Below are 23,052 nucleotides of genomic sequence, written 5' to 3' on the forward strand. Positions count from 1 at the left end.
GTCGGCGGGGGATCGCCGGCCTGGTCGCCGCTCGCACCGCGGTGCTCGCGGGAGCCGACGTCACGCTGATCGAGGCCTCCGACCGCCTCGGCGGTGCGGTCGCCGGCGCCGACGTCGGCGGCGTGCGGCTCGACACCGGCGCCGAGAGCGTGGCGGCACGCGGCGGAGCCGCCCTGGCTCTGCTGCGCGCGCTCGACCTGCCGGTCGTGCCGCCGGCCGCGTCGGGCGCCTGGCTGCAGACGACGCGCGGCGCCTTCCCGCTCCCCGCCGCCGGCGTGCTGGGGATTCCGGGATCACCGCTCGCAGACGACGTGCGCAGGGTGATCGGGGGAAGAGCGTCGCTGCGCGCCTGGCTGGACCGGGTGCTGCCCGAGCTCTCGATCGGCCGCGTGGAGAACCTCGGCGAGCTCGTCCGCCGCCGGATGGGTCAGGCGGTGCTCGACGAGCTGGTGACCCCGGTCGTCGCGAACGTCTACGCGGTGGACCCCATGGAGGCGGAGGTGGACTCCCTCGCACCGGGCTTGAACGGCGCCCTCACGCGCACCGGGTCCCTGTCCGCCGCGGTGCTCGCCCTGCGGGCGGCGGCGCCCGCGGGCTCCGCGGTGCAGGGCATCGAGGGCGGCATGCACCTCCTCGTGCCGGCGCTCGAGCGGGACCTCGCCCGATTCGGCGTCCCGGTTCGGATGCGGACGCCGGCCGAGACCCTGCGGCGCATCGAGTCGGGCTGGGAGGTCGCGCTGGCCGGCGAGACGCTCACGGCGGACCGCGTTGTCCTCGCTGTGGCTGGCGGAACGGCCCGCGCGCTGCTCGCTCCCCTGCTTCCCCGTGCGGCGGACGACCTCGCAGACTGGCCGGACGCTCATCGGACGACGGTCGTCTCGCTGGTGGTGGACGCGCCGCTCCTCGACGCAGCACCCCGCGGCTCCGGCGTCCTCGTCGCTCGCAACGTCCCCGGCGTCCGCGCGGGTGCGCTGACGCACAGCTCCGCCAAGTGGCCGTGGCTCGCGGCGATGCTGCCTCCGAGTCGGCACGCCGTCCGGCTGAGCTATCGCGGCGCCGCCGCCGACGACGTCGGGGAGGCGCAGGCGCTCGCGGATGCCGCGCAGCTGCTGGGAGTGGCGGCGGCGGACCTCTCGGTCGTCGGCTCGACCGCGACGCAGTGGCGGCAGGAGAGCCAGCGTGCCCTTATCGGCATGCGTCGCCGGATCGAGCGCGTGCGCGAGTCCGCGGCGGAGCTCCCTGGCCTCGACGTGACCGGCGCGTGGGTGGCCGGGACGGGTCTCGCGTCGGTCATCGCCGACGCCGAGCGTGCGGGTCGAGCGGCCTGATCCGGCTCCTGTCAACCTCCCCACCGGCCCTTCGGGTGTTCCGGCTACGCTGGGGGGACCTGTTTCTCCCTACCCGATCGGAGCGTCATGAAGGGCAAGTTGGTTTTCGTTGCTGGAGCAGCGGTCGGCTACGTGCTCGGGGCCCAGGCGGGCCGCAAGCGCTACGAGCAGATCCGGGCCGGCGCTGAGAAGCTCTGGAACAGCCCCACTGTGCAGAAGAGCGTCGGGCAGGTTCAGACCTTCGTCGACGACCACGCCTCCGACGTCCCCGCGGCTGTCGCGGAGAGCGCGAAGAAGGTCGTCGGCCAGGTCACGAAGCGCGGCTCGAAGTCGTCCGGAACCTCGTCGCCGACGGCCGGCGAACAGCCGCCCGCCGAGTGACCTCGGGGAGCGTGCCGGTCTCCCCGCGCGGTGACCGCCAGCGCGTGGACGGCAAGAAGAAGTCGCTGATCCAGCTGATCGGCGACGTCCCCGGCCTGCTTAGTCAGCTGGTCCAGGACGAGATCGCCCAGATCAAGCAGGAGCTGGGCGAGAAGGCCAAGAAGCTCGGCCTGGGCGCCGGTCTGTTCGCGGGGGCCGCGTTCTTCGGCTTCTTCGCCTTCGCGGTGTTCCTGACCGTGGCGATCCTCGTGCTCGCGATCTGGCTGCCGGCGTGGGCCGCGGCCCTGATCGTCCTCGTGGTGCTGCTGATTCTCGCCGCGGTGCTGGCGCTGCTGGGGCTGCGCGAGGTCAAGAAGGGCGTTCCCCCGACTCCCGAGGAGTCGCTGAAGAGCGTGAAGGACGACGTACGGGCTATCAAGGGAATGGGGAAGTATGACCGCTGACGACTCGAACCTGAGCCACAAGGAACGCGAGCTGGGGAGATCCGCTCCGACATCGAGTCGACGCGGGAGAAGCTCGCGCAGACGCTCGATGCCATCGAGGACAAGCTCAACGTCCCCAAGCAGGCCCGCCACCTGGTGGACCGCGCCCGTGACGCCTTCGACAAGCTCAACAAGGAGAACCCGGTCGTCGTGTACGCGACGGCGGGGGCCGTGGTGCTCGCCGCCGGCGGTCTCGTCGCCTGGAGGCTCGTGCGCCGCTGAGCGGCGCTCAATTTCTGCCCGTCAACCGACGGGTGAACAATGGAGATCATGACGTCCACCGCTTTTGCGCTGTGGGCCGTGCTCCGACGCAACTCCTCCGCCTCCGTCTCCGGAAGCGCCGAGGAGGTCGAGAACCTCGTCGCCGAGCTCTCTGCGGAGGGCGTCACGGTGCGCGGCTTCTACGATGTGTCCGCCCTGCGGGCCGACGCCGACCTGATGGTCTGGCTCGTCGGCTCCGCGGCCGAGGATCTGCAGAACGCCCTCCGGCGCCTGCGGCGCACGTCCCTCTTCTCCACCCTGCTGCCCACCTGGAACGCCCTGGGCGTGCACCGCGACGCCGAGTTCAGCGCCGCCCACGTCCCCGGCTTCCTGCGCGGGGAGCACGCCAGGGACTGGCTGACGGTGTACCCGTTCGTCCGCTCCTACGACTGGTACGTGCTGCCGGAGGACGAGCGCCGTCGCATGCTCGCCGAGCACGGGCGCAAGGGCGCCGCGTACAAGTCGGTGGTCGCCAACACGGTCGCGGCCTTCGCGCTCGGCGACTACGAGTGGATCCTGCCCATGGAGTCCGACGAGCTCGTCGATCTCGTGGACATGATGCGCGACCTCCGCGCCACCGACGCGCGCATGCACGTGCGCGAGGAGGTGCCCTTCTTCACCGGCCGGCGCATCGAGGTCGCCCAGATCCCCGAGGTGCTCTCGTGAGCGGGAAGGTCCTCGCGGCCACCGAGGCCGCTGCGGACGGTCCGGAGCACGTCGAGGTCCCCACCGCGTACGACGCCATCCTGCTCGCGAGCTTCGGCGGACCCGAGGGCCAGGACGACGTCATCCCGTTCCTCCGCAACGTGACGCGAGGCCGGGGAATCCCGGACGAGCGCCTCGAGGAGGTCGCCCACCACTACCGGGCCTTCGGGGGCGTGAGCCCCATCAACGACCAGAACCGCGAGCTCAAGGCGGCGCTGGAAGCGGAGCTCGCCCGGCGGGGCATCGACCTGCCCGTGCTGTGGGGCAACCGCAACTGGGCGCCGTTCCTCGACGAGGCCCTCACCACCGCCGCCGAGTCGGGCCACACCAAGCTCATCGCGATCGCCACGAGCGCCTACAGCTCCTACTCCAGCTGCCGTCAGTACCGGGAGGACTTCGCCCGCGCCCTGAACGACACCGGCCTCACCGGCACGGTGCAGATCGACAAGGTGCGCCAGTTCTTCGACCACCCCGGCTTCGTCGAGCCCTTCATCGAGGGGCTGCGGGAGGGACTCACCGGAGTCGAGGAGGCGGTGCCCGGCATCGATCTCGCGACCCAGGTGCACGTCCTGTTCTCCACGCACTCCATCCCGAGCGAGGACGCGAAGCGCTCCGGGCCGCCCGAGCGCGGCTTCGGCGCGGGCGGGGCCTATGCGGCGCAGCACCTCGCGGTGGCCGAGGTCGTCATGGCCGAATCCGGCAGGGGCCTCCCCTGGGACCTCGTGTACCAGTCGCGGAGCGGCCCGCCGACCCAGCCGTGGCTGGAACCGGACATCAACGACCGCATCCGCGAACTCGCCGCGGAGGGCATCCGCGCCGTCGTCATCGTGCCGCTCGGCTTCGTGAGCGACCACATGGAGGTCAAGTGGGACCTCGACACAGAGGCCATGGAGACGAGCGAGGAGCACGGGCTGCTCGCCGTGCGCGTCCCGACCCCGGGCGTGCACCAGCGCTACGTGGCGGGCCTCGTCGACCTCGTGCTGGAGCGCCGCGACGGGACCCCCGCCGCCGAGCGCCCGGCCATGACTGCCCTCGGACCCTGGTACGACGTGTGCCGTCCCGGCTGCTGCGAGAACGTCCGGCTCGGCTTCAAGCCCGCCGTCTCCGGGCTGGCTCCATGACCATTCGCGTCGGCACGCGGGGCAGCGCGCTGGCGCTCGCCCAGGCGAACGGCGTCGCCGCCGGGCTGCGCGGCGCGGCAGGCGTCGACGTGGAGCTGGTCCCCCTGGTGAGCGAAGGGGACGTGCGCACCGAGTCGCTGTCGGCGATCGGCGGGCGCGGGATCTTCGCCGGGACCCTGCGCACGGCTCTGCTCGACGGGCGGTGCGACCTCGTGGTCCACTCCCTGAAGGATCTGCCCACCGCTCCGGTGGAGGGGCTGACGCTCGTGTCCGTGCCGCGGCGCGAGGACGCCCGGGACGTCCTCTGCTCGGGCAGCGGTGCCGGCCTGGCCGAGCTGCCGAGCGGCGCCCGCGTGGGCACAGGATCGCCGCGGCGCATCGCGCAGCTGAAGGCGATCCGGCCGGATCTCGAGGTCGTGGACATCCGCGGCAACGTGGACACGCGCCTGAAGCACCTGGAGGACGGGACGCTCGACGCCGTCGTCCTCGCGGCCGCCGGCCTGCAGCGCCTCGGCCGCTCCGCGGCGGTGACGCAGCTCCTGCCGCTCGAGGAGTGGCCGACCGCGCCCGGCCAGGGTGCGCTCGCACTCGAGGTGCGCACCGGAGACGCGCTCACCGCTGCGGTCGGAACCGCGGCCCGCGCCCTCGCCGACGCCGAGGCCGAGGACGGGGTCGCCGCCGAGCGCGAGGTCCTGCGCGGCCTCGGCGCCGGCTGCACCGCGCCGGTCGCGGCGTCGAGCCGCATCCTCGGGGGCTGCTCACCGTGTGGGCCTCCGTCTACCGGCCCGACGGCTCCGCGCTCGTGCGGGCTCGGACCGAGGAGTCGCTCGCCGACCCGGGCGCCGCGATCACTGCCGGCCGCCGCCTCGTCGAGCAGCTCTTCGCCGCCGGCGCCGCGGACCTCGTCCCGCTGGGAGCCGGAGCATGAACGGGGGAGGCCGGGCAACGGCGGCAAGCCGCTGAGCGGCTGGCGCGTGCTCGTCCCGCGCGGCGGACCATGGGGCCACGAGGTCGCCGCCGACCTGCGCGCGCAGGGCGCATCGCCGATCGTCGCGCCCATGATCAACTTCGCCTCGACCGCGGATGCTCCGGCGCTCGACCGCGCGCTCGCCCGCCTCGCGGAGGGCGGCTTCGATTGGATGAGCGTCACGAGCGCCACCACCGTGGACGTCCTCTCCTCGCACCGTGCCGTGGTGCCCGAGGGCACGCGGATCGCGGCCGTCGGCGAGACGACCGCGGCGGCGCTCACGGCCGCCGGCTACCGCGTCGACTTCGTGCCGAGCGCGGACAACTCGGCCGCCGGTCTGCTGCGCGAGTGGACCGACGTGACCCGGGCGGGCACGTCGCAGCGCATCCTCGCGCTGCGCTCCGACATCGCGAAGCCGGTGCTCACCGACGGGCTCCGGGCGATGGGGCACGAGGTCGAGTCGGTGATCGCCTACCGGACGGTGGGGGTGCCCGTCGACGAGTCGCTGCGCGCCGACGTGGCCGAGGGCCGCGTGCAGGCCATCCTCATCACCTCGGGCAGCGTGGCGGCACAGGTGCAGCTGCAGCTGGGCCCGGTGCCGGAGAGCGCGCTCGTCGCCTGCATCGGCCCGCGCACCGCGACCGACGCGCGCGCCGCGGGGCTCCGAGTCGACGTCGTGGCCGCCGAGCGGAGCGCCTCCTCCCTGATCGAGTCCGTCGTCGACGCCGCCCGCGAGAGGCGCTCATGAATCCCATCCGGCCCAGAAGGCTGCGGGCGACTCCCGCGTTCCGCCGCCTCGTGGCGGAGACGCGCCTGCACCCGGCCGAGCTCGTGCTGCCGATGTTCGTTCGCGAGGGAGCCGGCGACGCTCTCCCGATCGCGTCCATGCCGGGCGTGGTCCAGCACTCGCAGGACAGCTTCCGCCGGGCACTGGTCGGCGCTGCCGACGCGGGGGTCGGCGGCGTGATGCTGTTCGGCGTCCCGCAGCAGCGCGACGCCGACGGCAGCGGGGCGACCGATCCCGACGGCATCCTCAACGTGGCGACGCGGATCGCCGCGCAGGAGGTCGGCGACGCGCTCGTCGTGCAGACCGACCTCTGCCTCGACGAGTTCACCGACCACGGCCACTGCGGCGTGCTGGCGCCGGACGGCTCGGTGGACAACGACGCGACCCTGGTCCGCTACCGGGCCATGGCGATTGCCCAGGCCGAGAGCGGATCCCAGCTCCTGGGCCTCTCCGGGATGATGGACCACCAGGTCGAGGCGGTGCGGGACGCGCTCGACACCGGCGGCTTCGCGGGCGTCCCGATCCTCGCCTACGCGGGGAAGTACGCCTCCGCCTACTACGGGCCATTCCGGGAGGCGGTCGACTCCCAGCTGAAGGGCGACCGGCGGACGTACCAGATCGATCCCGCCAACGGCCGCCAGGGCGCGCGCGAGGCTGCGCTCGACGAGGCGGAGGGCGCCGACATCGTCATGGTGAAGCCGGCCTCCAGCTACCTGGACGTGCTGGCCGAGGTCGCGGCAACGGCGTCCATTCCCGTGTGGGCATACCAGGTGTCCGGCGAGTACGCGATGATCGAGGCCGCCGCAGCGAACGGGTGGATCGACCGTCGCCGGGCGGTGCTCGAGTCGATCACGGCCATCCGCCGTGCGGGAGCCCAGGCCGTGCTCACCTACTGGGCCGTCGAGGTGGCGGGCTGGCTGGCGGAGGAGCGGTGAACGAGGACCTCTTCGCGCGCGCCCAGCGCTCCATCCCGGGCGGGGTGAACTCGCCGGTCCGCGCCTACGGCTCGGTGGGCGGCACGCCGCGGTTCCTGGTCGAGGCGAGCGGGCCCTACGTGACGGACAGCGAGGGCACCGAGTACGTCGACCTCGTCGCCTCCTGGGGGCCCGCGATCCTCGGTCACGCGCATCCCGAGGTCGTCGCGGCCGTGCAGCAGGCCGCGGCTCGCGGGCTGTCCTTCGGCGCATCGACGCCGGCCGAGACCGAGCTCGCCGAGCTCGTGATCGATCGCGTGCGGACGCCGTCCGCCGCGCCGGTGCAACGCCTCCGTCTTGTCTCCACCGGCACCGAGGCTACGATGACCGCGATCCGCCTCGCACGGGGCGCCACCGGACGCGACCTCCTTGTGAAGTTCGCCGGCCACTACCACGGCCACTCCGACGCCCTGCTGGCGGAGGCGGGGTCGGGCCTCGCCACACTCGCCCTGCCCGGCTCGGCCGGGGTGCCGGCCGCCGTCGCGGAGAACACGCTCGTCCTGCCGTACAACGACGAGGCGGCGGTCGAGGCGGCGTTCGGAATGCACGGCGACCGGATCGCCGCCGTCATCCTCGAGGCCGCGGCCGCGAACATGGGGGTCGTTCCGCCCGCGCCCGGCTTCAACTCGGCCGTGCACCGCATCGCGCACGAGCACGGCGCCCTCGTGATCCTCGACGAGGTGCTGACGGGCTTCCGCGTCGGCCCGGCCGGGTGGTGGGGACTCGAGAACGCAGGCGACCTGGGCTACCAGCCGGATCTGTTCACCTTCGGGAAGGTCATCGGCGGGGGATGCCCCTTGCCGCCCTCGGCGGGCGCGCCGAGGTGATGGAGCTCCTCGCTCCCCGTGGTCCCGTGTACCAGGCGGGCACGCTCTCCGGGAACCCGGTCGCCGTCGCGGCCGGTCTCACGACGCTGCGCCTCGCGGACGCGGAGGTCTACGCGCGCCTCGACGCCAACGCCGCGCGCGTCGCCTCGGCAGCCTCCTCAGCGCTGGCAGCCGAGGGCGTCGCGCACGGCATCCAGCGGGCGGGCAACCTGTTCAGCGTCGTGTTCGGCGCCGCCCCCGCGCCGAACGACTACGCGGCCGTGAAGGCGCAGGAGGCCTGGCGCTATCCGCCTTTCTTCCACGCGATGCTCGACGGCGGTGTCTCCCTTCCGCCCTCGGTCTTCGAGGCGTGGTTCGTGACCGCCGCCCACGACGAGTCCGCGCTGGAGCGCATCGAGGCCGCCCTGCCGGCCGCGGCGCGTGCCGCTGCCGCCGCCACCGCGCCGGCCTGACGAGCCCGTCGCTCGCTCAGAAGCGCGACGGGCGCCCGAGCCGGAGCACGCCGCGGACGGCCAGTCCCGCCAGCAGCGCCAGGAAGGCCGCGCTGAGCCCGGCGACCGCGATGCCGGAGGCCGCGGTCGCGAAGGTGACGACCGCGGGGATGCGGTCCTCGGGATCCGACAGGGCCGCCTGGAGGAGGCCGCCAGCGTGCCGAGCAGTGCGAGTCCCGCTACCGCGGGGATGACGCCGGCGGGGGCCAGGAGCACCAGTGCGCCGAAGGCGGCCGAGGCGATGCCGAGCAGGACGAGGACGCTTCCCGCGGTGACGCTCGCGATCCACCGGCGGGAGCGGTCCTCGCCGGCTTCGGGGCCGGCGGCCAGCGCGGCGCTGATGGCGGCGAGGTTGATCGCGTGCCCGCCTGCCGGCGCGCCGATCATGGTCCCGACGCCGGTGACGAGCAGGGAGCGCTGCCACGGGACCTCGTAGCCGAGCCCCTTCATGACGGCGACCCCGGGGATGTTCTGTCCCGCCATCGTCACCAGGTAGAGCGGCAGCGCGATGCTGATTGCTCCCCCAGCGTGAACGCCGGTGCGGTCAGCTCGATGCGCGGCACGAGCGAAGCCGCGTCGACGGCGACTCCGGAGGCGGCGACATCGATGCCGATCACGACGGCGGCGGTCAGGAAGGCGAGGGGAGTGGCCCACCTGGGCAGGAACCGCAGGGCGACCAGCCAGACGACGACCACCGGTGCCACGGCGAGCGGGTTCGCCGCGAGGCCGGTGATGGGCCCCAGACACAGCTGGAACAGCACGCCCGCAAGCATCGCCTGCGCGACCGAGGCGGGGATGCGCGAGATGAGCGCACCGAGCTGGGGGACGAGTCCGGTGAGCACGATGAGCGCCCCCGTCACCAGGAAGGCGCCGACGGCGGCGGGCCAGCCGCCCTCGACCGTGCCGGTGCTCGCGAGCAGCGCGGCTCCCGGCGTCGACCACGCGACCGTGATCGGCATGCGCGTCCAGCAGGCGAGCAGGATGCAGGACAGCCCCATCGTCACGCTGACCGCGAGCAGGCCGCTCGAGGCCTGGTCGGTATCGGCGCCGACGCCGGCCAGGCCGGTCAGGACGACGACGAAGGCGCTCGTGAAGCCGACCAGAGCCGAGACGACGCCCGCGGACACCGGACGGAGCACGGCCGTCGAGGGGTCGCTCATCGGCCGGTGTCGCGATCCGGAGCTCGAACCCCAGGAATTTCCCTCACCCCGCCATCCTGGCGGATCGCCTCGCTCCAGGACGCCGGGCCGGCGCCTCGCGGCGCTCAGGACTGGCGCACGTCCACCACCACGCGGCCGGGGATCGTGCCGGCCAGCACCTCCTTGGCCACCGCGACCGATTCGCGGAGCGAGACCGTGCGCGGCGCGATGGCGGCAATCGCGTCCGCCGGAAGGCTCGAGGCGAGGAGGTCCCACGCCGCCCTCCGGTGGTCGGCGGGCGCGTCCACGGAGTTGACGCCCGCGAGGGTCACCGCGCGGAGGATGAAGGGCAGCACCGTGGCAGGGAGGGCGGAGCTGCCGGCCAGCCCGCAGGAGGCGACGATTCCGCCGTAGCGGGTCTGGGCGAGAGCATTGGCGAGGCCGACGCCGCCCACCGAGTCGACCACGGCCGCCCATCGTGCGCTCTGCAGCGGCTTCCTGCGGTGCCGAGCGTCGCCCGGTCCACGACCTCGGTCGCACCGAGCTCCGTGAGGGCAGGGCCGCGCTCGGAGATGCGGCCGGTGGAGGCGACCACCGAGTAGCCGAGCGCCGCGAGCAGCGACACCGCGAACGAGCCGACGCCTCCGCCCGAGCCGGTGACCAGCACTTCGCCGTCGCCCGGCTCGACACCGTGTCGCTGGAGGGCGAGCGCGGCCAGCGCGGCCGTGAACCCGGCCGTGCCGATTGCGGCGGCGTCGCGCGCCGACATGCCGTCGGGGACCGGGAGGACGGCGTCGGCCGTGGCGAGCACCGATTCGGCCAGGCCGCCGTCCGTGCGCTCGCCGAGTCCCGCGCCGTTGACGAGGACGGGGGTGCTCGCGGACATGGTGCCGGAATCCTCCGCGAGCGTGCCGACGGCGTCGATGCCGGGGACCATCGGAAGCGAGCGGAGGATGCCGGGCCCGCCGGTCAGGGCGACGGCGTCCTTGTAGTTGACGGAGGAGTGCGACACCTCGATCCGCACCGGGTCGGGCGGCGTGAGGCGCGGCCCCTCGACCGAGGTCACCCGGGCACGCGGGGGCGTGCCCTCCTCCACGAGGATCGCGCGATAGGACATGGTTCCCCTTTCCGCCTGCTCCTCACGCTAGTGTCGCAGCGCCTCACGTACCATGACCGGGTGGGGGCGACAGGGACGGCGACAGCGGCGCCGACTCCGCCCGCGGTCGCCGTCACGACCGTCTACGAGCCGCGCGAGCGAGTGAATCTGAGCCTCGTCCTGAGCCAGCTCGGGCGAGGGCCCGGGGACCCCACCTTCGCGTGGGATCGGACGGGACGGCACGGTGTCCCGGGAGCGTGGCGCACGCTCCTCACACCCGAGGGGGCCGCGACGATGCACCTCGCCCAGAGCTCGTCGGGGTCCATCCATGCCCGCGCCTGGGGCCCGGGAGCCGGGTGGGCGATCGACGGGGTGCCCGAGCTGTGCGGCGCGGGGGATGACCTCAGCGGACTGGACCTCTCCGGCGCGCCGGCACTCGCCGAGGCCGCCCGGCGCCTGCCCGGACTCCGCCTCGCCCGCGTGGGGCTCGTGTTCGAGATGCTGATCGCCGCGATCCTCGAGCAGAAGGTCACGATCAAGGAGGCCCACTCGGCGTGGCGCATCCTCGTCCGGCGCCACGGGGAGGCGGCGCCGGGACCGGCGCCCGACGGCATGCGGGTGTTCCCGACGCCGGACGCCTGGCGGCATATTCCGTCCTGGGAATGGCATCGCGCGGGCGTCGATCCGCGCCGGTCGCGCACGTGCGTCGAGGCGTCCCGGGTGGCCGCCGGGCTCGAGCGCACGCTCTCCCTGGGGCGCGGCGGACCCGAGGTGCACTCCCGCCTGCGCAGCGTGAACGGGGTCGGGGTCTGGACCGCCGCGGAGACGAGCCAGCGCGCCCACGGCGATGCCGACGAGGTGAGTGTCGGCGACTTCCACCTGCACGACCTCATCGGCTGGGCCCTCGCAGGGCAGCCGGTCGACGACGACGGCATGCTCGAGCTCCTCGAGCCCTACCGCGGCCACCGTCAGCGGGTCGTGCGGATCATCCTGGCCAGCGGCTTCCGGAAGCCCCGATTCGGACCGCGCATCACCATCCAGGACCATCGCGGCCACTGATCGCGAGGTCAGGGCCCGTAGGCGAACATCCGGTCCGGATCCCACGTGGTGCGGGTGTTCGCGAGGCGGTCGAACGCGTCGCTCGGCCAGGCGCTGGCGAACTGCTGCGTGGACGCGACGTGGCCCAGGAAGTTGATGTTCGTCTCGCTCGCGATCCAGGGCAGGATGCCGGCGACGATGTAGTCCGACTTCTGCGGCATCGCCTCGGCGAACAGCTCCGGCACGGGGACGCCGATCATCACGAGCGTGAAGGGCGCCTGGCGTCCGCCGATCGCCGTGCCGCCGTGCTGCTCCGCGCTCGCCGCCCCGCCGATGTGCCGGATCTCGATGGCGATGAACGGGACGTCCGTGCCGGCGCCTGCGCGTGCAAGGAACTCGGTCACGAACTCCTGGTCGATGTCCTCGAGCTGCATGCCGCGGTCCCATGCCGGCCCCGGCTGGTCGGCGTCGTTGTGGATGGAGCCGATCGCCGAGGTCGGCATCTCGCCCACAAGGTCGAGGAAGGTGGGAGCCGCCTCGCGCATCGGGGCGAGCAGCCGCTCGCCCTCCTCGTCGGCGCCCACGAAGGCGAATCGCAGGTGCAGCACGAACTTGCCGCGGAGCGCCTCGGGCACCTCGTCGATGGGCGGGAAGCGCACGAGGGCGACGGACGAGGTCACCGTGTCCGGCACGGTGTGCACCCAGTCGACCCAGGCGCGCATGGCCTCCTCGATGTGCGCGGTGTCGAAGAACAGCCCGCCCCCGTAGACGTGCGTGAGCGGGACGAGCTCGAGGTCCATCTCGACGACGACCCCGAGACCCCCTTGCCGCCCCGCAGAGCCCAGAAGAGGTCGGGGTTCTCCTCGGCGGTCGCCCGCACCACGCGCCCGTCCGCCGTGACGATGGTGAAGCCGCGCGCCCAGTCGGCGGTGAACCCGTAGGTGCGGGACAGCGGTCCGAGCCCCCGCCCAGCGTGTAGCCGATGGCCCCGACGTTGGTGGAGGATCCCGTGATCGGGGCCAGCCCGAACCGCGCAGCCGCCTCGACCACGTCTCCCCAGCGCGTGCCCGCGGCGATGGAGGCGATCCGGGTGTCCTTGTCGACGCTGACTCCCGACATCCGTCGCGTGGAGATCAGGAGGCCACTCGTGATCGGGGCGAACGCGCCGTGGCCGGTCGCCTGGACGAACACCGGCATCGCGTGGAGGCCGGCGAACCGCACGGCCGCGACCACGTCGTCGGTGTCCCGCGCACCCACCACGATGTCCGGGTCGTGCACGACCGCGGTGTTGAAGCAGGCCGCCTCGTCGTCGAGCTCCTCGTCGCCTCGCTCGAAGACCACGCCGCTCACGGCGTCGCGGAGGGCCGCGACGTCCTCCTGCGGGATCGGCGGCGCCACAGCCCGAGACTATCCGGTCTACCTCTGTACCCGTACCCCCTTCTGGGGGTCATTCCCGGGGTCTCGGCGGGCGTCTCCGGGGTACGGCGGTCGCTCGGCACGCCTATCCTTCCTGCATGGCCGACGTGTCCCCCGACCCTGCAGCGGAGCGGGCGACCCTCCCGCCGACGGAGTGGGCCGCCGACCCGCTCGAGGAGCGCACCGTCGCCCTCGTGCGGACCTGGCTCGAGCGGAGCGCCGATGCTCCGGTGGACCCGGCCGCAGCCCGGCTCGCCGGCGTGCTGCGCGACCCGCATGGCCTGCCGTTCACGCTGGGCTTCGTCGACGGCGTCGTCCGGCCCGAGGATCTGCGCGTCGCGGCGCGGAATCTGCGCCGGCTCCTGCCGGTCGTCCCGCGATTCCTGCCCGCCTACCAGCGCGCCGCGATCGCCGCGGGAGCGCTGCTCGGCCCGGCGCTGCCTTGGCCGGTGGTTCCCGCGGCCCGCTTCGTGCTGCGGCGGATGGTCGGCCACTTGGTGCTCGACGCCACGCCCGCGCGACTCGGGAGGAGGATCGCGGCGCTGCGGGCGACCGGAGCCCGGCTCAACATCAACCTGCTCGGCGAGGCCGTGCTGGGGGACGGGGAGGCCGCGCGCCGCCTGCAGGGGACCCGGCGGCTCCTCGAGCGCGACGACGTGGACTACGTCTCGATCAAGGTCTCCGCGATCGCGAGCCAGCTGTCGCTGTGGGGGTTCGACGAGACGGTCGACCGCGTGGTGGGCAGCCTCCTGCCGCTGTACCGCTATGCCGCACGCGCGGGCACCCGGAAGTTCATCAACCTCGACATGGAGGAGTACAAGGACCTCGAGCTGACCATCGCGGTGTTCCAGCGCCTGCTGGACACCCCCGATCTGCTCGAGCTCGAGGCGGGGATCGTCCTGCAGGCCTACCTGCCCGACGCGCTGTCCGCGATGCAGCGCCTCAACCGGTGGTCCCAGCAGCGGAGGGAGCGCGGCGGAGCGCCGATCAAGGTGCGCGTCGTCAAGGGCGCGAACCTGCTGATGGAGCGGGTGGACGCCCGGCTGCACGACTGGGAGCTCGCGACTCTGCCGAGCAAGGAGGCGACCGACGCGAACTACAAGCGGGTGCTGGACTGGGCGCTGACCCCGGGGCGCACCGACGCCGTGCACCTCGGCATCGCAGGACACAACCTGTTCGACGTGGCGCACGCGTGGCTGCTCGCGAACGAGCGCGGCGTCGCCGACCGCGTCGACTTCGAGATGCTGCTCGGCATGGCCAGCGGCCAGGCCGCCGCGGTGCGGGAGGACGTCGGCGGGCTGCTGCTCTACACGCCCGTGGTCGCCCCGGCCGAGTTCGACGTGGCGATCTCGTACCTCGTGCGCCGCCTGGAGGAGAACTCCAGCGACGAGAACTTCCTCTCCGCCGCGTTCGACCTGCAGTCCGATGCCTCGCTCTTCGAGCGTGAGCGCACCAGGTTCTCCCGCTCGCTCGCGGCCGTCGACGGGAGTGTCCCGCGGCCGAACCGCCGGCAGGACCGGCGGTCGGACCGCTCGCTGCCCCGCGCGGGGGCGCCCTTCGCGAACGAGCCGGACACCGACCCCTCCCTTCCGGGCAACGTCGACTGGGGCCGCGCGATCCTGGACCGCGCCGTGGCCACCCAGCTGGGGTCGGACACCGTCCGCGCAGCCCGGCTCGACAGCACCGACCAGCTCGAGCAGCTGCTGCGGCGAGTGGCCAAGGCCGGCGCGACCTGGGGGCCAAGACGGGCGCGCAGCGCGCGGCGGTGCTTGACAAGGCGGCGGCCGCGCTCGCCGCGCGCCGGGCCGACCTCCTCGAGGTGGCTGCCGCCGAGACGGGGAAGACCGTGGGCGAGGGCGATCCGGAGGTCAGCGAGGCCGTCGACTTCGCCGCCTACTACGCCGACCGGGCGCGCGAGCTCGACGACCTCTCCGGCGCGTCCTTCGTTCCCGCGAAGGTCACCGTGGTCGCGCCGCCGTGGAACTTCCCCGCGTCGATCCCCGCAGGGTCGGTCCTCGCGGCGCTCGCCGCGGGCAGCGGAGTCGTCTTCAAGCCCGCCCCGCAGGCGCGCCGCGTCGGAGCGATCGTCGCCGAGGCGCTGTGGGCCGCGGGCGTCCCGAAGGCCCTGCTCGCCTTCGTGGACCTCGACGAGGAGACGCTCGGTCGAGCGCTCATCGAGCATCCGCTGGTCGAGCGCGTGCTCCTCACCGGCTCGTGGGAGACTGCCGCGCTCTTCCGGTCCTGGCGTCCCGAGCTCCCGCTGCTCGCCGAGACCAGCGGGAAGAACGCGATCGTCGTCACCCCGAGCGCGGATCTCGACCTCGCCGCTGCCGACGTGGTCCGGTCCGCCTTCGGGCACGCCGGTCAGAAGTGCTCGGCGGCGAGCCTCGTGATCCTCGTCGGGTCCGTCGCACGGTCGCGGCGATTCCGGACCCAGCTGGCGGATGCGACCCGGTCGCTGCGCGTGGGACCGGCGGAGGATCCGGCGACCCAGATGGGTCCGCTGATCGAGCCGGCCGCCGGGAAGCTGCTCGGCGCGCTCAGCGAGCTGGGCGAGGGCGAGGAGTGGCTCGTCAAGCCGCGCAAGCTCGACGAGGGGGCCGGCTCTGGTCACCCGGCGTCCGCACCGGCGTGCAGCCCGGCTCCGCCTTCCACCTCACCGAGTACTTCGGCCCGGTCCTCGGCGTCATGACCGCCGCCACGCTCGAGGAGGCCATCGAGCTCCAGAACGCCGTCCCGTTCGGTCTCACTGCGGGTCTGCACTCCCTGGACCCCGACGAGGTGCGGCAGTGGCTCGACACCGTCGAGGCCGGCAACCTCTACGTCAACCGCGGCATCACGGGTGCGATCGTCCAGCGCCAGCCGTTCGGCGGGTGGAAGCGCTCGTCCGTCGGCGGGGGCACCAAGGCCGGCGGTCCCAACCAGCTGCTCGCGCTCGGCACGTTCACCGCGGAGCCGGCTCGCCCCGGTGCCGGCCTGGCCCTCACCGGCCTCGACCGGAGGGTGGCCGCGGTTCTCGACGCCGCCACGGCCGACCTGCGCTACGAGGGCTTCGAGTTCGTGCGCACGGGTGCGCTCAGCGATCAGGCCGCCTGGGACGGCGAGTTCGGCGTGGTGCGGGACGTCTCCGCGCTGGGAGTCGAGCGGAACCTCTTCCGCTACCGGCCCGCGGAGGTCACCGTACGGCTGGCCGAGGGCGCCCCGGTCGCCGCGCTGGTGCGGCTGCTCGCGGCCGGGCTGCGCTCGGGCGCCCGGCTCGAGGCGAGCTCCGCCGTCGCCGTCTCGGAGCGTCTGCACGACACCCTGGCCGCGCTGGGGATCGACCTGCGCCTGGAGTCCGACGAGGAGTTCGGGCAGCGCGTGGCCGCCGAGCGGCCGACCGCTCGGGTGCGGATCGCGGGGGAACGGCGGGCGACCTCGCCCGCCGCACGGGCGGGGACCCGGACCTCACGGTGTACCAGGGGAGGTGACCACCGCGGGACGGGTCGAGCTGCTGCCCTTCCTCCTCGAGCAGGCCGTGTCGATCACCGCCCATCGGTTCGGTGCGCCCAGCCCGCTCGGCGACGTCCTCCCGGAGACGGCGATCCCGGCCTAGTTCCCGCCCATCGCGGTGCGGACCAGCCGCAGCGCCTCGTCCGTGCCGAGACCGAGGGCGCGAGCCCGGTCGGCGAACGCCGCCGCCGCCTCCTCGGCCTGCCGCGCGACCGGATCCTCGGATCCCGCCACGACCGTGCCGTTGCGGCCGCGCGTCTCGAGCACGCCCTCCTGCTCCAGCTCGCGGTAGACCCGGGCGACTGTGCCGGGCGCGACGCCGAGGCGCTCCGCCAGCGCCCGCACGGGCGGCAGCTTCGCGGTCGGCGGCAGCTCGCCCGAGCGGATCTGCTCGAGGATGCGCCGGCGCAGCCGGTCGGAGGCCGGCGCCCCATCCGCGGGGCCGAGCGTGATGTCCACGGCTCAGTCGGCCCGTCGGTCGATGAGCCGGGAGAGCACGATGGCGCTGCGGGTGTGATCGACGTTCGGCGCGACGCGGACCCGCTCCAGCGCGAGCTCGAGGCTCGGGATGTCGCGGCTGCGCATGTGCACGATGGCGTCCGCGCTCCCGGTCACCGTGCCGGCGTCCACCACCTCGGGGACGCCCGACAGGATGCGCTTCAGCTCGGCGGGGGCCACGGTGCCGCGGCAGAAGAGCTCGACGTACGCCTCCGTGCCCTGGCCCTCGACCGCCGGGTCGATCTGGATCGTGAAGGCACGGATCACGCCGTCCGCCACCAGCCGGTCGACGCGCCGCTTCACGGCCGAGGCGGAGAGACCCACTACGCCGCCGATGTCGCCGTAGCCCGAGCGCGCGTTCAGTCGCAGCAGGTCGAGGATCCGGTGATCGATGTTGTCCACGGACCGACAGTCTAGGAAAAGAAGTTGCGTGGAAGCGAGAAGAACGCGGAATCCGTGCGCGGCGGCGACGGAATCGCCGCGGATCGCCCGGCACACTGGGAAACGGCGTCCCTACCTGGGGCCTCTCGACCGAGGCGACCGAGTCCGCCCCGATCCGCAAAGGGAACCATGAGCATCACCGCGCCCTCCCCGACTCCTCTCGCCGACCGCACCGCGGTGCCCCGGACCTGGCTCATGTGCCGGCCCGATCACTTCACGGTGGAGTACCGCATCAACCCGTGGATGCATCCCGAGGCGCCGACCGACACCTCGCTGGCCCTGCGGCAGTGGGAGCGCCTGCGCGAGGTCTACCTCGAGCTCGGTCACGAGGTGCACCTCATCGATCCCGTGCCGGGCCTGCCCGACATGGTCTACGCCGCGAACGGCGGCTTCACGCTCGATGGCGTCGCCTACGCGCCGCGCTTCGCCCACGCGGAGCGGGCGGGCGAGGCTCCCGCCTACGCCGACTGGTTCGCCCGGAACGGCTTCGACGTCGTCCTGCCCGAGGAGGTCAACGAGGGGGAGGGCGACTTCCTGCTCGTCGGCGACACGATCCTCGCGGGCACCGGCTTCCGCAGCTCCGGCCGCAGCCACGAGGAGATCGGCCGGGTGTTCGGGCGCGAGGTCGTCACCCTCGAGCTCGTCGACCCGCGCTTCTACCACCTCGACACCGCGCTCGCCGTGCTCGATCCGGTGGCGCCGGCGTCGGGCGAGGCGAACATCGCCTACCTGCCGGGCGCGTTCGACGAGCGCAGCCGGCAGGAGCTCGAGCGGAGGTATCCGGACGCCATCCTGGTGAGTGACGCTGACGCTGTCTGGCTGGGGCTCAACTGCATCAGCGACGGCCGCAACGTGATCATCGCCAGCCGGGCCGTCGGGTTCGAGCAGTCGCTGCGCGAACGGGGCTACAACCCGATCGGCGTGGACCTGTCGGAGCTGCTCCTCGGAGGAGGTGGGGTCAAGTGCTGCACGCTGGAGCTTCGCCGCTGACGGGCACTCTCGCCCGCAACTACTCGCCGCTGCCCGTGACGCTCGCGTCCGGGCAGGGCGCCTGGGTGACCGACGTGTCGGGCAGGCGCTATCTCGACTTCCTCGCGGCCTACTCGGCCGTGAACTTCGGGCACTCGAACCCGCGGCTCATCGCCGCGGCGAAGGAGCAGCTGGACCGGATCACGCTCACCAGCCGGGCCTTCGACAACGACCGGCTGGGACCGTTCGCCGACGGGCTGGCCGCTCTCGCGGGAGCCGACATGGTGCTGCCGATGAACACCGGCGCGGAGGCGGTCGAGTCCGCGATCAAGGTGGCTCGCGCATGGGGCTACCGGGTCCGCGGCGTTCCGGACGGCGAGGCGACCATCGTCGTCGCGTCCGGCAACTTCCACGGGCGCACCACGACCATCGTGGGCTTCAGCGACGACCCGTCCGCGCGCGACGGCTTCGGCCCGTTCGCGCCGGGGTTCCGCATCGTGCCGTACGGCGATGTCGAGGCACTCCGCGACGCCGTCGACGAGACCACGGTCGCCGTGCTGCTCGAGCCCATCCAGGGGGGCGGGGATCGTCGTGCCGCCGGCCGACTACCTGCCCGCGGTGCGCGCGCTCTGCGACGAGCGGAACGTGCTCTTCGTGGCCGACGAGATCCAGTCCGGCCTCGGCCGCACCGGCACGACCTTCGCGTGCGAGCTCGTGGGCGTCGTCCCCGACCTGTACCTGCTCGGCAAGGCGCTCGGCGGCGGGATCGTCCCCGTGTCGGCCGTCGTCGGCCGCGGCGACGTCCTGGGCGTCCTCCGTCCCGGGGAGCACGGCTCGACCTTCGGCGGGAACCCGCTCGCCGCGGCCGTCGGCCTCGAGGTCGTCCGGATGCTCGGGACGGGCGAGTTCCAGGCGCGCGCTGCGGCGCTGGGCGCGCACCTGCACGGCCGGCTGCGGGAGCTGATCGGCACGGGAGTCGTCGCAGTGCGCGGCGCAGGCCTGTGGGCGGGGGTGGACATCGACCCGTCGCTCGCGACCGGCCGGGCGGTCTGCCTGGCGCTGCTGGAGCGCGGCATCCTGGTGAAGGACACCCACGGCTCGACGCTGCGCTTCGCCCCGCCCCTCGTGATCGAGCGCGAGGAGATCGACCAGGCGGTCGACGCCCTGGCCGAGGTCCTCGGCACCCTGTAACTCCGGAAAGAGGGTACGTTCCGGCCCGGAATGTACGGTGCAGCGCACCATCCGGGCCGGAACGTGCCTGCGGGGTCAGGCCTCGAGGGGAGGGTGCGGCCGTCCTCGGCGGCGCTGCGCTCGACCGCGTCGAGGACCCGCTGCACGGCCAGGCCGTCCGCGAAGCTGGGGTTCGCCTGCCGCCCCTCGCGGATGGCCGTGAGGAACTCCGCGAACTGGTGCGTGAAGGTGTGCTCCCAGCCCAGGATGTGGCCGCTCGGCCACCAGTTCCCCGCATACGGCTGCGATGCCTCGGTGACGAGGATGCTGCGGAAGCCCTGCAGGTCGTCGGGGTCGTTCCCGTCGTAGAACTCGAGCTCGTTGAGGCGCTCCAGGTCGAAGCGGAGCGCACCGCGCTCGCCGTAGATCTCGAGGTTCAGCCCGTTGCGGCGGCCGAGCGCGACCCGGCTCACGTCGAAGCGGGCGACGCCGCCGCCGCTCAGCCCCAGGGTGGCCCAGGCCGCGTCGTCGACCGTGACCTTCTCGCGGCCGCCGCCCGACGGGCGCTCGGGCACGAAGGTCTGCAGCCCGCCGGCCACGGTCGTGATGCTTTCGCCCGTGAGGTGCCGGATGAGGTCGGTCACGTGCGAGCCGAGGTCGCCCAGGACGCCGCTGCCGGCCTCCTCCTTGCGCAGGCGCCAGGTCATCGGAGCCTCGGGGTCGCTCAGCCAGTCCTGGAGGTAGGCGCCCCGGATCTGGCGGATGGCACCCAGCCGGCCGTCGTCGACGACGCGCTTGGCGAGGGCGAGCGCGGGCACGCGCCGGTAGTTGAAGTTGACGATCGCGGCCTGCTCCGGCAGGGAGGCGGACAACTCCGTGAGCCGCTCCGCATCCTCGACGGAGTTGGCGAGCGGCTTCTCGACCACGACGTGCTTGCCGGCCTCGAGCGCGGCGATGGCCATCTCGGCGTGCGAGGCGCCGGGCGTGCAGACGTCGACGATGTCGATGTCCTCGCGGGCGACGATGCTGCGCCAGTCGGTGCTGCTCTCGGCCCAGCCCAGCTGGTCGGCCGCCGCGGCGCTCCGCTCGGCCTCCCGGCCGACCAGGACGCCGAGCTCGACGGCCGGCACGTCGAAGAAGGCGCCGACATTGCGCCAGGCCTGCGAGTGCGCCCGTCCCATGAACGCGTGACCGATCATCGCCACACGCAGTGGCTTGCCCTGCGGCATCGTTGCCTCCCCTTGTCGGATCCTTCCTCACGCTATCCCACGACCGAGCGCGCAGAAAACGGGCCGATTCGGGCATTCCGGGCCGCCGATCCGGCCCGGATGCGCCGAATCGGCCCGTCGGGAAGTGGTGCTCAGCGGGGGCGCGGGACCAGGCGCTCCAGCTGGGTCACGTGCGACGGGTTAAGCTCCTCGAGGGACGTCGCACCCAGCAGCTTCATGGTGCGGACCACCTGGCTGCCGAGGATCTGGATCGCCCGGTCGACGCCCTCCCGGCCACCGGCCATCAGCCCGTAGAGGTACGCGCGCCCGACGAGCGTGAACCGCGCGCCGAGGGCGATCGCCGCGACGATGTCCGAGCCCGACATGATGCCGGTATCGACGTGCACCTCGGTGTCCTTGCCCACCTCGCGCACGACGTCCGGCAGGAGGTGGAAGGGGATGGGCGCCCGGTCGAGCTGACGGCCGCCGTGGTTGGACAGCAGGATCGCGTCCACGCCGAGGTCGGTGAGGCGCTTGGCATCGTCCAGGTTCTGGACGCCTTTGACGACGAGCTTCCTGGCCACTGCGACTTGATCCAGGCCAGGTCCTCGAAGGTGACGGTCGGATCGAACATGGTGTCGAGCAGCTGGGCCACGGTGCCGGACCAGCGGTCCAGCGACGCGAAGGCGAGCGGCTCCGTGGTGAGGAAGTTGATCCACCACTCGGGGCGCGGAATCGCGTTGAGCACCGTCTTCGGCGTGAGCGTGGGCGGGATCGTCATGCCGTTGCGGGAGTCCCGGAGGCGGGCGCCCGCGACGGGGACGTCGACCGTCACGAGGAGGGTGTCGAAGCCCGCCTTCGCGGCGCGCTCGACGAGCGCCATCGAGCGGTCGCGGTCCTTCCACATGTAGAGCTGGAACCAGTTGCGGCCGTTCGGGCCGCCTGCTGCCGCGACGTCCTCGATCGAGCTCGTGCCCATCGTGGAGAGGGAGAACGGGATGCCGGCCGCCGCGGCGGCCGCCGCACCCGCTGCCTCGCCCTCGGTCTGCATCATCCGCGTGAAGCCCGTCGGCGCGATGCCGAACGGCAGCGCCACCCGCCGGCCGAGCACGTCCCAGCCCGTGTCGACGTGCGACACGTCGCGCAGGATCGAGGGGTGGAACTCGACGTCCTCGAACGCCTGGCGCGCGCGGGCGATCGACAGCTCCTGCTCGGCCGAGCCGTCCGTGTAGTCGAAGGGCGCCTTCGGGGTGCGGCGCTTGGCGATCTCGCGCAGGTCGTAGATCGTGTGCGCCTCCTGCAGGCGCCGGGTCTTGAAGTCGAGCGTCGGCTTCTTGAACTTCATCAGGGGCGCGAGGTCGCGGATCTTCGGGATGCGGCGCTGGATCGCCATGGGCATGTCTCCTGTGTGCTCGGGCAGCGCAGTCCGCGGTCGCTGGTGTGGTCTGACCACAGGAGCATAACCGACGGGTAGCGTCATCGGAATGAGGTCCCACGAGATCGTGCTCGACTGGGTGGAGCGCGAGCTGGCCGGGCATCGCCTGCGCGTCGGGGACCGGCTGCCCGGGGAGCGGGCGCTCGCCGAGGAGCTCGGGATCTCCCGCGCGGCCGTGCGGGAGGGACTCCGGGTGCTCGAGGTGCTCGGGCTCCTGCGCTCCGGGGTGGGGTCCGGACCCGGGGCCGGGACGGTCGTCGTCGCCGAGCCGGCCCTCGCGATCGGCGCCGCCCTCCGCATGCATCTCGCCAGCGAGCATCTGCGCACGGACGACGTCGTGCAGACGCGCGTGCTTCTCGAGGGCTGGGCCGCCCGCAACGCGCGCGCGGATGCGCCACAGCTCGACGACGCACGGGCGCTGCTCGGGCAGATGGACGAGGCGGGCCTCGCCGCTCCGCTCTTCCTCGACCGCGATGCCGCCTTCCACGTCGCCATCGCGGGCGCGACGGGCAACCCGCTGGTGAGCGCGATGATGGCGTCGCTCCGCGAGTCGATCCGCGACTACACCCTCGCCCTGACCGAGAGGCTGCCCGATTGGGAGCGCACGGCGGACCGGCTGCGCGCCGAACACCGTGCGATCCTGGCCGCCATCGAGGCGGGCCGCCGGGACGAGGCTGCGGAGCTGATCACGGCGCACATCACCGGCTATTACGAGGAGGCGGCCGCGTCCTGAAGCGGCGCGAAGGCGAAGCCTGCCGCGCTCGCCGCACGAGCAGCTGCGGCACGGGAACCCTGTGCCGCTGCCGCCGACTTCCCGCCCGGCTAG

General features: G+C 73.2%; 17 protein-coding genes and 8 pseudogenes. 15 read left to right on the forward strand and 10 right to left on the reverse strand.

Features of this window, described 5'->3' with window-relative positions; all coding sequences use genetic code 11:
- Window positions 1-20 precede the first annotated feature (20 nt).
- The 10 genes and pseudogenes from QUE51_RS06445 to hemL all read left to right on the forward strand — a co-directional run bounded on the left by QUE51_RS06445 (window position 21) and on the right by hemL (window position 8,285).
- Window positions 21-1,328 carry a protoporphyrinogen/coproporphyrinogen oxidase gene (locus QUE51_RS06445; RefSeq protein ID WP_434017261.1) on the forward strand — a complete coding sequence of 436 codons (1,308 nt, stop codon included), beginning with the start codon at window positions 21-23 and terminating at the stop codon, window positions 1,326-1,328.
- Window positions 1,329-1,415: 87 nt separating this feature from the next.
- Entirely contained in the window at window positions 1,416-1,709 is a 294-nt protein-coding gene (locus QUE51_RS06450; protein WP_286278750.1) for a YtxH domain-containing protein, read from the forward strand.
- Entirely contained in the window at window positions 1,706-2,152 is a 447-nt protein-coding gene (locus QUE51_RS06455) for a phage holin family protein (RefSeq protein WP_286278751.1), read from the forward strand. Before QUE51_RS06450 ends, QUE51_RS06455 begins: the two co-directional genes overlap by 4 nt.
- 39 nt (window positions 2,153-2,191) lie before the next feature.
- Entirely contained in the window at window positions 2,192-2,413 is a 222-nt protein-coding gene (locus tag QUE51_RS06460; RefSeq protein WP_286279285.1) for a DUF3618 domain-containing protein, read from the forward strand.
- Window positions 2,414-2,461: 48 nt separating this feature from the next.
- Entirely contained in the window at window positions 2,462-3,118 is a 657-nt protein-coding gene (gene hemQ, locus QUE51_RS06465) for a hydrogen peroxide-dependent heme synthase (protein WP_286278752.1), read from the forward strand.
- Window positions 3,115-4,278 (forward strand): ferrochelatase, encoded by a 1,164-nt coding sequence (locus QUE51_RS06470; RefSeq protein ID WP_286278753.1) that lies wholly within the window; start codon window positions 3,115-3,117, stop codon window positions 4,276-4,278. The genes hemQ and QUE51_RS06470 overlap by 4 nt, the downstream gene beginning before the upstream one ends.
- A pseudogene (gene hemC / locus QUE51_RS06475) lies at window positions 4,275-4,964 on the forward strand (hydroxymethylbilane synthase); the annotation flags it as partial. The gene QUE51_RS06470 and the pseudogene hemC, both read left to right, overlap by 4 nt.
- Window positions 4,965-5,237: 273 nt before the next feature.
- Window positions 5,238-5,993 (forward strand): uroporphyrinogen-III synthase, encoded by a 756-nt coding sequence (locus QUE51_RS06480; protein WP_286279287.1) that lies wholly within the window; start codon window positions 5,238-5,240, stop codon window positions 5,991-5,993.
- Window positions 5,990-6,967: a porphobilinogen synthase gene (gene hemB / locus QUE51_RS06485; RefSeq protein WP_286278754.1), complete on the forward strand. Its 978-nt coding sequence runs from the start codon at window positions 5,990-5,992 to the stop codon at window positions 6,965-6,967. Before QUE51_RS06480 ends, hemB begins: the two co-directional genes overlap by 4 nt.
- Window positions 6,946-8,285: pseudogene (gene hemL / locus QUE51_RS06490) on the forward strand (glutamate-1-semialdehyde 2,1-aminomutase). The gene hemB and the pseudogene hemL overlap by 22 nt, the downstream one beginning before the upstream one ends.
- A 16-nt stretch (window positions 8,286-8,301) precedes the next feature.
- On the opposite strand, the pseudogene QUE51_RS17855 reads toward hemL, so the two are convergent.
- From QUE51_RS17855 to QUE51_RS06505, 4 genes and pseudogenes are all read right to left on the reverse strand, one after another.
- Window positions 8,302-8,807, reverse strand: a pseudogene (locus QUE51_RS17855) (benzoate/H(+) symporter BenE family transporter).
- 2 nt (window positions 8,808-8,809) lie between these two features.
- On the reverse strand, window positions 8,810-9,484 hold the full coding sequence (locus tag QUE51_RS17860; RefSeq protein WP_350226726.1) for a benzoate/H(+) symporter BenE family transporter: 675 nt from the start codon (window positions 9,482-9,484) through the stop codon (window positions 8,810-8,812).
- Between the two features lie 104 nt (window positions 9,485-9,588).
- Window positions 9,589-9,819 carry an MDR/zinc-dependent alcohol dehydrogenase-like family protein gene (locus tag QUE51_RS06500; RefSeq protein ID WP_286278755.1) on the reverse strand — a complete coding sequence of 77 codons (231 nt, stop codon included), beginning with the start codon at window positions 9,817-9,819 and terminating at the stop codon, window positions 9,589-9,591.
- Window positions 9,792-10,580, reverse strand: coding sequence for an alcohol dehydrogenase catalytic domain-containing protein (locus QUE51_RS06505; RefSeq protein ID WP_286278756.1), 789 nt, complete (start codon window positions 10,578-10,580; stop codon window positions 9,792-9,794). Before QUE51_RS06505 ends, QUE51_RS06500 begins: the two co-directional genes overlap by 28 nt.
- 60 nt (window positions 10,581-10,640) lie before the next feature.
- On the opposite strand from QUE51_RS06505, the gene QUE51_RS06510 reads away from it, so the two are divergent.
- A complete protein-coding gene (locus tag QUE51_RS06510; protein WP_286278757.1) occupies window positions 10,641-11,618 on the forward strand; it encodes a DNA-3-methyladenine glycosylase family protein in 978 nt (325 codons plus the stop codon).
- Between the two features lie 8 nt (window positions 11,619-11,626).
- Here the strand turns inward: QUE51_RS06510 and QUE51_RS06515 are convergent, their stop codons facing one another.
- Window positions 11,627-12,397 (reverse strand): hypothetical protein, encoded by a 771-nt coding sequence (locus tag QUE51_RS06515; protein WP_286278758.1) that lies wholly within the window; start codon window positions 12,395-12,397, stop codon window positions 11,627-11,629.
- Window positions 12,398-12,614: 217 nt separating this feature from the next.
- Window positions 12,615-12,995 (reverse strand): annotated as a pseudogene (locus QUE51_RS17865) (FAD-binding oxidoreductase); the annotation flags it as partial.
- 116 nt (window positions 12,996-13,111) lie between these two features.
- Between QUE51_RS17865 and QUE51_RS06525 the strand changes: the two are divergent.
- Window positions 13,112-16,608, forward strand: a pseudogene (locus tag QUE51_RS06525) (proline dehydrogenase family protein).
- Here the strand turns inward: QUE51_RS06525 and QUE51_RS06530 are convergent.
- Window positions 16,605-16,964 carry a GntR family transcriptional regulator gene (locus tag QUE51_RS06530; RefSeq protein WP_286278759.1) on the reverse strand — a complete coding sequence of 120 codons (360 nt, stop codon included), beginning with the start codon at window positions 16,962-16,964 and terminating at the stop codon, window positions 16,605-16,607. The pseudogene QUE51_RS06525 and the gene QUE51_RS06530 sit on opposite strands and share 4 nt — an antisense overlap.
- Window positions 16,965-16,967: 3 nt before the next feature.
- A complete protein-coding gene (locus tag QUE51_RS06535) occupies window positions 16,968-17,405 on the reverse strand; it encodes an Lrp/AsnC family transcriptional regulator (protein ID WP_286278760.1) in 438 nt (145 codons plus the stop codon).
- Window positions 17,406-17,573: 168 nt separating this feature from the next.
- Between QUE51_RS06535 and ddaH the strand changes: the two genes are divergently transcribed.
- Both ddaH and rocD read left to right on the forward strand, forming a co-directional pair.
- Window positions 17,574-18,434 carry a dimethylargininase gene (ddaH, locus tag QUE51_RS06540; RefSeq protein ID WP_286278761.1) on the forward strand — a complete coding sequence of 287 codons (861 nt, stop codon included), beginning with the start codon at window positions 17,574-17,576 and terminating at the stop codon, window positions 18,432-18,434.
- Window positions 18,407-19,604, forward strand: a pseudogene (rocD, locus tag QUE51_RS06545) (ornithine--oxo-acid transaminase). The gene ddaH and the pseudogene rocD overlap by 28 nt, the downstream one beginning before the upstream one ends.
- Before the next feature lie 113 nt (window positions 19,605-19,717).
- Here the strand turns inward: rocD and QUE51_RS06550 are convergent.
- Both QUE51_RS06550 and QUE51_RS06555 read right to left on the reverse strand, forming a co-directional pair.
- A pseudogene (locus tag QUE51_RS06550) lies at window positions 19,718-20,812 on the reverse strand (Gfo/Idh/MocA family protein); the annotation flags it as partial.
- Between the two features lie 131 nt (window positions 20,813-20,943).
- Window positions 20,944-22,190 (reverse strand): annotated as a pseudogene (locus tag QUE51_RS06555) (alpha-hydroxy acid oxidase).
- Between the two features lie 85 nt (window positions 22,191-22,275).
- Here QUE51_RS06555 and QUE51_RS06560 point away from each other — a divergent pair.
- Entirely contained in the window at window positions 22,276-22,959 is a 684-nt protein-coding gene (locus QUE51_RS06560) for a FadR/GntR family transcriptional regulator (RefSeq protein ID WP_286278762.1), read from the forward strand.
- Window positions 22,960-23,052: the final 93 nt, after the last annotated feature.

The organism is Naasia aerilata, from assembly GCF_030296595.1.
GTDB classification, from domain to species: domain Bacteria; phylum Actinomycetota; class Actinomycetes; order Actinomycetales; family Microbacteriaceae; genus Naasia; species Naasia aerilata.